Annotated in this window: 9 protein-coding genes and 1 pseudogene; 9 read left to right on the plus strand and 1 reads right to left on the minus strand. The window is 64.6% G+C overall.

From position 1 onward, the window contains the following. The 5 genes from accD to F8K16_RS02440 form a co-directional block, all read left to right on the plus strand. Positions 1 to 824: acetyl-CoA carboxylase, carboxyltransferase subunit beta (gene accD, locus F8K16_RS02420; RefSeq protein WP_294946447.1), on the plus strand; the 824-nt coding region annotated here is incomplete at its 5' end. 4 nt (positions 825 to 828) lie between these two features. Further along, complete coding sequence (gene folC / locus F8K16_RS02425) at positions 829 to 2,097, plus strand: bifunctional tetrahydrofolate synthase/dihydrofolate synthase (RefSeq protein ID WP_294946449.1); 1,269 nt, start codon at positions 829 to 831, stop codon at positions 2,095 to 2,097. Continuing rightward, complete coding sequence (locus F8K16_RS02430) at positions 2,090 to 2,740, plus strand: SPOR domain-containing protein (protein WP_294946452.1); 651 nt, start codon at positions 2,090 to 2,092, stop codon at positions 2,738 to 2,740. The genes folC and F8K16_RS02430 overlap by 8 nt, the downstream gene beginning before the upstream one ends. A 2-nt stretch (positions 2,741 to 2,742) precedes the next feature. Continuing rightward, positions 2,743 to 4,251 carry an amidophosphoribosyltransferase gene (purF, locus tag F8K16_RS02435; RefSeq protein ID WP_294946455.1) on the plus strand — a complete coding sequence of 503 codons (1,509 nt, stop codon included), beginning with the start codon at positions 2,743 to 2,745 and terminating at the stop codon, positions 4,249 to 4,251. A 1-nt stretch (position 4,252) separates the two neighbouring features. Next, positions 4,253 to 5,428, plus strand: a complete 1,176-nt coding sequence (locus F8K16_RS02440; RefSeq protein ID WP_294946458.1) for an O-succinylhomoserine sulfhydrylase — start codon at positions 4,253 to 4,255, stop codon at positions 5,426 to 5,428. A gap of 591 nt (positions 5,429 to 6,019) precedes the next feature. Here the strand turns inward: F8K16_RS02440 and yhbY are convergent. Further along, entirely contained in the window at positions 6,020 to 6,328 is a 309-nt protein-coding gene (gene yhbY, locus F8K16_RS02445; RefSeq protein WP_294946460.1) for a ribosome assembly RNA-binding protein YhbY, read from the minus strand. Positions 6,329 to 6,370: 42 nt separating this feature from the next. Here yhbY and rlmE point away from each other — a divergent pair, with 42 nt between their 5' ends. From rlmE to glmM, 4 genes and pseudogenes are all read left to right on the plus strand, one after another. Next, on the plus strand, positions 6,371 to 6,994 hold the full coding sequence (gene rlmE, locus F8K16_RS02450; RefSeq protein WP_294946463.1) for a 23S rRNA (uridine(2552)-2'-O)-methyltransferase RlmE: 624 nt from the start codon (positions 6,371 to 6,373) through the stop codon (positions 6,992 to 6,994). A gap of 87 nt (positions 6,995 to 7,081) precedes the next feature. Then, positions 7,082 to 9,067 carry an ATP-dependent zinc metalloprotease FtsH gene (gene ftsH, locus F8K16_RS02455; protein WP_294946465.1) on the plus strand — a complete coding sequence of 662 codons (1,986 nt, stop codon included), beginning with the start codon at positions 7,082 to 7,084 and terminating at the stop codon, positions 9,065 to 9,067. A 66-nt stretch (positions 9,068 to 9,133) separates the two neighbouring features. After that, complete coding sequence (folP, locus tag F8K16_RS02460; protein ID WP_294946467.1) at positions 9,134 to 9,964, plus strand: dihydropteroate synthase; 831 nt, start codon at positions 9,134 to 9,136, stop codon at positions 9,962 to 9,964. Beyond that, positions 9,961 to 10,694: pseudogene (gene glmM, locus F8K16_RS02465) on the plus strand (phosphoglucosamine mutase); the annotation flags it as partial. The gene folP and the pseudogene glmM, both read left to right, overlap by 4 nt.

The raw sequence follows: 10,694 nt of genomic DNA on the forward strand, positions 1-10,694 counted from the left end.
TCAAGCGGGCGACGGAGCGCAAGCGCTCCATTCCGGAGGGGCTGTGGGTCAAGTGTCCCAAGTGTGAGAACGTGCTCTATCGCGCCGAGCTGGAGCGCAACCTGCATGTGTGCCCCAAGTGCGGCCATCACATGCGTATCGGTGCGCGTGAACGCCTCAAGCACCTGTTTGATGCGGGCACGGCACAGGAGATCGCCGCCGAGGTGTCGCCCATCGACATTCTCGGTTTCCGCGACCAGAAGAAGTACAGGGACCGCATCAGTCAGGCCCAGAAGGCCACAGGCGAAAAGGACGCGCTGATCATGATGGTGGGCGAGGTGGAAGGCCTGCAGATGGTTGCCGGCGCCTTCGAGTTCAAGTTCATGGGCGGTTCCATGGGTTCCGTTGTGGGTGAGAAGTTCGTCCGTGGCGTCAACAAGGCGCTGGAGCTGCAATGTCCCTTTGTGGTCTTCTCCGCCTCCGGTGGTGCGCGCATGCAGGAGTCGCTGTTCTCCCTGATGCAGATGGCCAAGACCTCCGCGGCGCTGGGGCGCCTGCGCGAGGCGGGACTTCCGTTCATCTCGGTGCTGACCGATCCCACCATGGGCGGGGTGTCCGCCAGCTTCGCCATGCTGGGAGACATCAATGTGGCCGAGCCGGGGGCGCTGATCGGCTTCGCCGGCCCGCGCGTGATCGAGCAGACGGTGCGCGAGAAGCTGCCGGAAGGGTTCCAGCGCAGCGAGTTCCTGCTGGAGCATGGCGCCATCGACCGCATCATCGACCGGCGCGACATGCGTCAGGAACTGGCGCTCATGTGCCGCATGCTGATGAACCGCCCCGCCTGAGGACATGATCGAATCCGACGACCGCTCGCTGCAACAGTGGCTGGACTACCAGCTGCGCCTGCATCCGCGCGCGGTCGATCTGGGGCTGGAACGGGTCCGCCGGGTGGGCGAACGTCTGGGCGTGCTGGCGCCGCGTGCCACCGTCATCACCGTGGCGGGGACCAATGGCAAGGGCTCCAGCGTCGCCATGCTGGAGGCCATTCTCGCCGGTGCCGGCTACCAGGTGGGCACCTACACCTCGCCCCATCTCATCCGCTACAACGAACGCATCCGCATCAACGGCACGCCCGTGTCCGACGAGCAGCTGGTGGCGGCCTTCAACGCCATCGACAGGGCGCGGGAGGACACGCTGCTGACTTTCTTCGAGTTCGGCACACTGGCGGCACTGTGGCTGTTCGGCCAGCAGTTCCTTGACGCCATCATTCTGGAAGTGGGGCTGGGCGGACGCCTTGACGCCACCAACGCCGTGGACGCCGACATTGCCCTGATCACCGCCATTGATGTGGATCACGCCGACTGGCTGGGGGATGACCGCGAGGCCATCGGGCGGGAGAAGGCGGGCATTCTGCGTTCGGGCCGCCCGGCGGTGGTGTCCGACCCCAATCCGCCCCGGAGCGTGCTGGAGGTGGCTGAGGCGCAGGCGGTGCCGCTGGCGCTGGCCGGGCGGGATTTCCACTGGCGCCGTCACCGCGTGCTGTGGGACTATGAAGGAGGCGTACGCCTCAACGGTCTGCCGGAACCGGCGCTGCCCGGCGACTTTCAGCTGCAGAACGCCGCCGGCGTGCTGGCGGTGCTGGAGCGGCTGCCGGTGCAGTTCTATCTGACCCGCACCCACATCGAACGGGGCCTGCGGCAGGTGCGTCATCCCGGTCGGCTGCAGCATCTGCAGGTGGCGGGGCAGTCCTGGCTGGTGGATGTGGCCCACAATCCGCAGGGCGCGCGGGCGCTGGCCGACTATCTGGCGGGGCGGCCGGAGCGGGGCTGGCAGTGCGTCTTTTCCGCCCTCAATGATAAGGATGTGCGTCCCATGGTGGAGGCGGTGGCGCCCCATGTGGCCCACTGGCATGTGGCGCCGCTTGAGGATGCGCGCGCCATGCCGCTGGACGCCCTGAAGGAGGCACTGCGGGCGGCGGGGGTGGACGAGTCGGCTGTCACGCCCCATGAGCATCTGGATGCAGCCGTGGCGGCGGCCCGGCAGGCGCAGGCGCCGGTGCTGGCATGGGGCTCGCTGGTGACGGTGGGCGGTGTTCTGGAGAGGCTGGGGCATGGATGAGACGCTGCGCAATCAGCTGACGGGTGTGGTGATCTGGTTTCTCGTGCTGATCCTGCTGGTGGGCAGCTGGCAGCCGGTGCGATTTTCTCCCGACCGCATGACTGACGATGCAACGGAGAAAAAGACGACGCCGGTGGTGGTGGACACCCCTCTGACCATTCCCGAAACGGCGCCGGTCAAACGCCTGCCGGAGCGAACCGTTGCGGAAAAGCCCTCCGTTGCGTCCGTCGTTAAGGAAAAACCTCAAGCCGATGAGCAGCCGAAACCGTCTCTACCACAGAGGACGACTGCACCCGGCCACCGTGTGCCGGCGCCGCAAGCAGACAGGCCGGCCGGTACTGCAGGCAAGACAACCGTCCACGACGGCGGCAGACAGGCGAAAGCTGCGCGGCACACGGGCTGGCTGGTGAAGGTGGTCACCTACTACACGGCGCGTCAGGCCAACGATCTGGTGGCGCGGCTCAACGAGGCGGGCTATGATGCAACCTATCGCGTCTTCAAGACCCGGGACGGGCGCAGGCTCTATTCGGTGCGCATCGGTCCCTATGCCAGCCGCAGTCAGGCACGCCGCATCAAGAAGCTCGTGGATCGGCGCTTTCGAACCAATTCGATCGTGGAACGCATCAGCAGGGAGAAGAACTGAGCATGTGTGGAGTCGTCGGCATCGTCCATACGGACGGGACACTGGTCAATCAGGAAATCTATGACGCCCTGACCATCCTGCAGCACCGGGGGCAGGACGCCGCGGGCATCGTCACCTGCGCGGGCGACCGCTTCTTCCAGCGCAAGGACAACGGTCTGGTCAAGGATGTGTTCCGCACCCGCCACATGCGCGAGCTGATCGGGGCGATGGGCATCGGCCATGTGCGCTATCCCACCGCAGGGACCAGTTCCAGCGCCGAGGCGCAGCCGTTCTATGTGAACGCGCCCTACGGCATCGTCATGGGCCACAATGGCAATCTGACCAATGCGGACGAGCTGCGCGAGCAGATCTGGCGGCAGGATCTGCGCCATCTGAATACCAATTCCGACTCCGAGGTGCTGCTCAATGTCTTCGCCCATGAGCTGCTGCGCCAGAACACGCTCACGCCCACGCCGGAGGACGTGTTCGCCGCCATTCGCCGGGTGCACAGACGGGTGCGCGGCGGCTACGCCACCGTGGGCATGATTGCGGGGCTCGGCGTGTTCGCCTTCCGCGATCCGCACGGGCTGCGCCCGCTCATCGTGGGCGAGCGGGAGAACGAAGCCGGTGGCAAAGACTACATCGTCGCTTCCGAGAGCGTGGCGCTGGACAGTCTGGGCTACCGCATCGTGCGTGACGTGGCACCGGGCGAGGCGGTGGTGATGACCGCCGATGGACGGCTGCTGTTTGAGCAGTGCCACGACAACCCACAGCATGCGCCGTGCATCTTCGAGTTCGTCTATTTCGCCCGCCCGGATTCTATCATCGACGGCATTTCCGTCTACAAGGCGCGTCTGCGCATGGGGCGCAAGCTGGGCGAGAAGATCCTGCGCGAATGGCCGGACAATGACATCGACGTGGTCATGCCCATTCCCGACACCAGCCGCACCAGCGCCCTGCAGCTGGCGGAAACCCTGGGCAAGCCCTACCGGGAAGGTTTCATCAAGAACCGCTACATCGGCCGCACCTTCATCATGCCGGGGCAGCAGCTGCGCAAGAAGTCGGTGCGTCAGAAGCTCAACCCCGTGCCGCTTGAGTTCGAGGGCAAGAATGTGCTGCTGGTGGATGACTCCATCGTGCGCGGCACCACCTCCGGCGAGATCGTTCAGATGGCCCGCGATGCCGGCGCGCGCAAGGTCTATTTCGCCTCCGCCGCGCCGCCGGTGCGCTATCCCTATGTGTATGGCATCGACATGCCGGCGGCCTCCGAGCTGATCGCCAGCAACAAGACGGTGGAGGAGATCGCCGAGTTCATCGGCGCCGACCGGCTCATCTATCAGGATCTGGACGATCTGGTGGAGGCGGTGCGCGAGGGCAACCCCGTGGTGCCCTGCTTCGATACCTCCTGCTTCAGCGGCGAATACGTCACCGGTGATATTGACGCCGACTATCTGGCCGCGCTGGAGCGCAACCGCCACGGCAAGGCGCCGGTGGGGGACGAGCCGGTGGGCATGACCAATGTGGGAGGCTGACATGGACTGGCACGAGGAGAGCTTTGCCATTCACGGCGGCTACGCCCGCACGCAGGAGGGGGAGAACAGCGAGGCCATCTTTCCCACCTCCAGCTTTGCCTTCGACTCCGCCGCACAGGCGGCGGCCCGCTTCGCCGGTGAGGAGGCGGGCAACATCTACTCCCGCTTCACCAACCCGACGGTGCGCACCTTCGAGCAGCGGCTGGCAGCCATGGAGGGGGGCGAGGCGTGCGTGGGCACCGCCTCCGGCATGAGCGCCATCCTGTCGCTGACGCTTGGCCTGCTGGAAAGCGGTGATCATATCGTCAGTTCCCGCAGCATCTTCGGTACCACCAAGGTGCTGTTTTCGAAGTATCTCGGCAAGCTGGGCATCGGCACCGACTATGTGCCGCTGAGCGACTACGCTGCCTGGGAGGTGGCCATTCGGCCGGAGACGAAGATTCTGTTTCTGGAGACCCCCTCCAATCCCATGACCGAGGTGGCCGACATCGCCCGGCTGGCGGAGCTGGCCCACGCTCACGGCTGCTGGCTGGTGGTGGACAATGCCTTCTGCACGCCGGCGCTGCAGCAGCCGCTCAGACTGGGCGCCGATTTCGTGATCCACTCGGCCACCAAGTTTCTCGACGGGCAGGGCCGCTGCGTCGGTGGCGCCGTCGTGGGGCCGGAAGCGCTCGTCGAGGAGCATGTGCGCGGCTTTCTGCGCACCTGCGGACCGAGCATGAGTCCGTTCAACGCCTGGGTGTTCTTCAAGGGGCTGGAAACCCTGCACGTGCGCATGAAGGCCCACTCGGACAACGCGCTGGCGCTGGCGCAGTGGCTGGAGGCCCATCCGGCGGTGGAAAAGGTGTTCTATCCGGGCCTGCCGTCCCATCCGCAGCATGCGCTGGCCATACGCCAGCAGAAAAGCGGTGGGGGGCTGGTGAGCTTCTATGTCCGGGGCGGTCGGGAGGCGGCCTGGAAGGTGGTCGACAGCGTGCGCATGATCCACATCACCGCCAATCTGGGCGACACCAAGACGCTGATCACCCATCCGGCCACCACCACCCATAGCCGGGTGGAGCCGGAGGTGCGCGAGGCGGCGGGCATCACCGACAGCCTGCTGCGCGTCTCCGTCGGGCTGGAAGCGATCGAGGACATTCAGGCCGATCTGGATCGGGGGCTGTCCCAGCTGATATAGCGGTGTCGGCTCGGTTGGGACGTCATCTGAATCTGTTTATTAAAGTGCCGCCGTGGTCCCTCTCAATGGAGGCCGTTCCGGTTGCAGGTGCCGTCTGGGTCACCGCCTTTGTTCGAGTCGAGTCAGGGCAGGCCTGAGCAGGCGGGCCTTACGCCCAGTCATGCCCCACATCATGTCCGTTATTCCGACATGCGGCCTTTCCCTCCCGGAACCGGCGCTTCTATGGGGTCTCCCCCATTTTTGCGATGCGCGTTTTTCCGCCGCCGGAAAAATGCCCGCGTTTCCACCGGCAAAGGGCGTTTGGGCGTGTTTTTCGCCGTGCGAGTGATCGGGAATGGTATACCGCCGGTTCTGGTGGGTCGGTTTCCGATCTCACCGGTGTGACCGTCCGTTGGAGTGGGTTTCAGACCGGTGCAGGCACGCCGTGACGGGGTCTCCCCCGTTTTTGCCAGACGTCGGTCTGGCCCGGCGTGCAGGTGTTGCGTTTTTCGCCGGGCGGCAGGCATTGAGCCGCTTTCCGGCATTGTGGCCGTCCGTAACGGGGTCTCCCCCATTTTTGCAGGCTGCCCGGCTGGCGCGCCGGCGGCGTGCTCAGTTTTTCGGCAGCTGGATGCGGTCTGCGGGCTTCTTGTCGGGGTTGGGGCGGTAGAGGACGCACACCTTGCCGATGGTCTGCACCAGTTCGGCGCCGGTGGCGGCGACCATCTCTTCAATGGCCGCCTTGCGGTCGTCCCGGTCGCCGGCGTTGATCTTGATCTTGACCAGCTCGTGGTGGCTGAGGGTGCTGTCCAGCTCCGCCAGCAGGCCTTCGGTGATGCCCTTGCCGCCCACGAGGATGACCGGGTTGAGGTGGTGCGCGAGGCCGCGCAGGAATTTCTTCTGGTTGATGGTCAGGGCCATATAATCTTTCCTCTCTGTGACTGACGACATATTGTACGGCCTATGGCGCGCAGCAAATCTTCCAAACGGTGGCTGAAGGAGCATTTCGACGATTTCTACGTGCAGAAGGCGCAGCGGGAGGGGTGGCGTTCCCGCGCGGTCTACAAGCTGCAGGAGATCGACGAGAAGGACCGTCTGTTCCGGCCGGGCATGACGGTAGTCGATCTGGGGGCGGCACCTGGTGGCTGGTCCCAGTGGGCGACGCACCGCATCGGCGAGAAGGGGCATGTCTATGCGCTGGACATCCTGCCGGTGGAGCCCTTTGCGGGCGTGACCTTCATTCAGGGGGACTTCCGCGAGGATGAGGTGTATCAGGCGCTGCTGGATGCGCTGGGCGGGCGGCCGGTGGATCTGGTCATGTCCGATATGGCACCCAACATGAGCGGCAACAGGGCGGTGGACATTCCGCGCGCTATGTATCTGGCGGAGCTGGCGGTGGATTTCGCCGATCAGGCGCTCAAGCCCGGCGGCGACCTGCTGATGAAAGTGTTTCAGGGCGAGGGCTTCGATCAACTGCTCAAAGAACTGCGCGCGCGCTATGGCAAGGTGCTGACCCGCAAGCCCAAGGCTTCCCGTCCCCGCAGTCGGGAGGTCTATCTGCTGGCAAGGAATAAAAAAAATTTATAAAGCTTTAGAAAAACTTATCATGATGTGGCATTCCCTGTCAGGATAGAGTAAAGTTAACGATCCGAGAAGAAAAATAGCTGATCTCATATGGCGAACAAACCCAACCCCAACGACAACGGCGATCTGATCAAGAACCTGGTCATCTGGACGGTGCTGACCGTGGTGCTGCTGACGGTGTTCAACCACTTCGGCGGCCAGAAGATGACCATGAGCCATCAGCTGGACTACACCCAGTTCATTCAGGATGTGCGTGCCGGCAAGGTCAAGCAGGTGGAGATTCAGGGCAACCGCATCCGCGGCATCTACGCCGATGGCAGCAGCTTCGCCACCTACAACCCGGGCGATCCCGGCCTGATGGGCGACCTGCTGGACAACAACGTGCGTGTGGTGGCACGCCCGCCGGAGCAGCAGAGCCTCTTGATGCAGATCTTCATCTCCTGGTTCCCGATGCTGCTGCTGATCGCCGTGTGGCTGTGGGCCATGCGCGGCATGGCCGGTGGCGGCGTGGGTGGCAAGAACAGCCCCTTCTCCTTCGGCAAGTCCAAGGCGCGCATGCTCACGCCCGAGCAGGTCAAGGTCACCTTTGACGATGTGGCCGGCGCCGAGGAGGCCAAGGAGGAAGTCAAGGAGGTAGTGGACTTCCTCAAGAACCCGGAGAAGTTCAAGCGCCTGGGCGCCAAGATTCCAAAGGGCGTGCTGATGGTGGGCCCGCCGGGCACGGGCAAGACCCTGCTGGCCAAGGCCATCGCCGGCGAGGCCAATGTGCCCTTCTTCAGCATCTCCGGCTCCGACTTCGTGGAGATGTTCGTGGGCGTGGGCGCCTCCCGCGTGCGCGACCTGTTCGAGCAGGCGCGCGCCAACGCGCCGTGCATCATCTTCATTGACGAGATCGACGCGGTGGGCCGCAGCCGTGGCGTCGGCATCGGTGGCGGCAATGACGAGCGCGAACAGACCCTCAACCAGCTGTTGGTGGAAATGGATGGCATCGAGGGTAGCGAGGGCATCATCGTCATCGCCGCCACCAACCGTCCGGACGTGCTCGACAAGGCGCTGCTGCGTCCGGGTCGCTTCGACCGTCAGGTGACCGTCGGTCTGCCGGACGTGCGCGGCCGCGAACAGATTCTCAAGGTGCACATGCGCAAGATTCCGGTGGGTGAGGATGTGGATCCCGCCGTCATTGCACGTGGCACTCCGGGTTTCTCCGGTGCCGATCTGGCCAATCTGGTCAATGAGGCGGCTCTGATCGCGGCGCGGGAGAATTCCGACAAGGTGTACATGCGCCACTTCGAGCAGGCCAAGGACAAGATCCTCATGGGCGTGGAGCGCAAGACCATGGTCATGAGCGAAGAGGAGAAGAAGCTCACCGCCTACCACGAGGCCGGTCACGCCATCGTCGGCTACCTGATGCCGGAGCACGACCCGGTCTACAAGGTGAGCATCATTCCCCGTGGCCGTGCGCTGGGGGTCACCATGTACCTGCCGGAGGAAGACAGCTGGAGCCACTCGAAAACGGAGCTGGAGAGCCAGTTGTGCAGCCTCTATGGTGGACGCATCGCCGAGGAGATCATTTTCGGTCCCGAGAAGGTGACCACCGGCGCGAGCAACGACATTGAGCGGGCCACCAAGCTGGCGCGCAACATGGTGACCAAGTGGGGGTTGTCCGAGCGACTCGGACCGCTGCTGTATGAAGAAGAAGAGGAAAATGGCTTCCTGGGTGCCGGCGCGGTCACCAGCCACATCTCCGATGAGACGCGCGAGCTGATCGACGAGGAGGTACGCCGCATCATCGACCGCAACTACGCCCGTGCCAAGAAGATCCTGGAGGACAATCTGGACAAGCTGCACGCCATGGCGGATGCGCTGATGAAGTACGAGACCATCGACAAGGATCAGATCGACCGCATCATGCGCGGCGAGGATCCGGGCGAGCCGAAGGACTGGCAGCAGCCCCGGACGCCGACGCCGCAGGGCGGCGCACCGGCCGAGGCCGCACCCGCTGCCACCGATGAGGGCGCGCAGGGCGAGGGCGAGTCGTCCCCGCCAGTGGGCGAGGGTGCGCCCAAGCTGCAGTAGCGGGACGCTTTCCAGTTGATCAGAAATGGCCCCTGTTGACGCAGGGGCTTTTTGTGTGGAGTGGCCATGAACCGATTTGAACGACTGCTGCGCGGTGAGCCGCTGGACCGAGCGCTGGTGATGGGCATTCTCAATGTGACACCCGACTCCTTCTCGGACGGCGGACGCTGGACGACGGAGGAGGCCATCAAGCGCCAGGCTGAAGCCATGACCCGGGACGGTGCCGACATGATCGACATTGGTGGCGAGTCCACTCGTCCGGGCGCTGAGCCGGTGCCACTGGAGGTGGAGCTGGAGCGGGTCATGCCCGCCATCGAATGGGTGCGTCAGGTGAGCGATCTGCCGCTGTCGATCGACACCAGCAAGCCCGAAGTGATGGAGGCGGCGCTGCAGGCGGGGGTGGCGCTGGTCAATGACGTCAACGCCCTGCAGGCGGAGGGCGCGGTGGAGGTGGTGGCGCGCCATCACGCACCGGTCTGTCTGATGCATCGGCAGGGGGATCCCCGCACCATGCAGGACAACCCGCAGTATCGGGATGTGGTGGCGGAGGTGGCCACCTTTCTGCATCAGCGGGCCGAAGCGGTCATGGCGGCCACGGGGCTGGAGGCCAACGCCGTCTGGCTGGATCCGGGTTTTGGCTTCGGCAAGACGCTGGGGCATAATAGGGCGCTCTTTCAGGAGCTGGACAAGCTGGTGGCGCTGGGACATCCCTTGCTGGTGGGGGTGTCCCGCAAGCGCATGATCGGTGAGCTGCTGGGGCGGGACAATCCGCTGGAGCGGGTCACCGGCAGTGTGGCGGCGGCCACGCTGGCGGCCCTGAAGGGGGCCAGTGTGGTGCGGGTGCATGATGTGCGCCCCACCGTAGAAAGTCTCAACATCACCATGACGCTGCTATGAGCGAGAAGATATCCATTTTCGGCACCGATGGGGTACGCGGTCACGTTGGAGAGGGGGTCATCCGTCCTGACCGTGTGCTGGAGCTGGGATGGGCCACCGGACAGGTGATGGCCCGTCATAGCATGAGTCAGGTGCTCATCGGCAAGGATACCCGCATTTCCGGTTACATGTTCGAGGCGGCGCTGGAGTCGGGCCTGATCGCCGCCGGCATCGACGTGCTGCTGACCGGCCCGCTGCCCACGCCAGCGATCGCCTACCTGACCCGCACCTTCAGCGCAGACATCGGGCTGGTGATCAGCGCCTCCCACAACCCTTACACCGACAACGGCATCAAGTTCTTCTCCTCAGCTGGCGCCAAGCTGGATGATGCGCTTACCGAAGAGATTGAAACCGTCTTTTCAGAATGCGCCTTCGAGATGACTTCGCCGGACCGGCTCGGGCGCGCGCGGCGCATCGACGACGCCGCCGGACGGTACATCGAATTCTGCAAGAGCACCTACCGTGCTCCCGGTGGCCTGCAGGGGATGAAGGTGGTGCTGGACTGTGCCAATGGCGCCACCTACCATGTCGCCCCCAGCGTGTTCCGGGAGCTGGGCGCCGAAGTGACGGCCATCGGCGTGACGCCGGATGGCCTCAACATCAATCAGGGCTGTGGCGCCACCGACACCCGCGCGCTGCGTGCCAAAGTGCTGGAAACCGGTGCTGATCTGGGCATCGCCTTCGACGGCGA

The sequence above is a fragment of the Sulfurivirga sp. genome, assembly GCF_015490265.1.
Taxonomy (GTDB): domain Bacteria; phylum Pseudomonadota; class Gammaproteobacteria; order Thiomicrospirales; family Thiomicrospiraceae; genus Sulfurivirga.

Excerpts from the sequence above, each read along its gene's own strand:
- folP (WP_294946467.1), top strand. The coding sequence starts at position 9,134 with ATGAACCGATTTGAACGACTGCTGCGCGGTGAGCCGCTGGACCGAGCG.
- purF (WP_294946455.1), top strand. The coding sequence starts at position 2,743 with ATGTGTGGAGTCGTCGGCATCGTCCATACGGACGGGACACTGGTCAAT.
- yhbY (WP_294946460.1), bottom strand. The coding sequence starts at position 6,328 with ATGGCCCTGACCATCAACCAGAAGAAATTCCTGCGCGGCCTCGCGCAC.
- F8K16_RS02430 (WP_294946452.1), top strand. The coding sequence starts at position 2,090 with ATGGATGAGACGCTGCGCAATCAGCTGACGGGTGTGGTGATCTGGTTT.
- folC (WP_294946449.1), top strand. The coding sequence starts at position 829 with ATGATCGAATCCGACGACCGCTCGCTGCAACAGTGGCTGGACTACCAG.
- ftsH (WP_294946465.1), top strand. The coding sequence starts at position 7,082 with ATGGCGAACAAACCCAACCCCAACGACAACGGCGATCTGATCAAGAAC.
- F8K16_RS02440 (WP_294946458.1), top strand. The coding sequence starts at position 4,253 with ATGGACTGGCACGAGGAGAGCTTTGCCATTCACGGCGGCTACGCCCGC.
- rlmE (WP_294946463.1), top strand. The coding sequence starts at position 6,371 with ATGGCGCGCAGCAAATCTTCCAAACGGTGGCTGAAGGAGCATTTCGAC.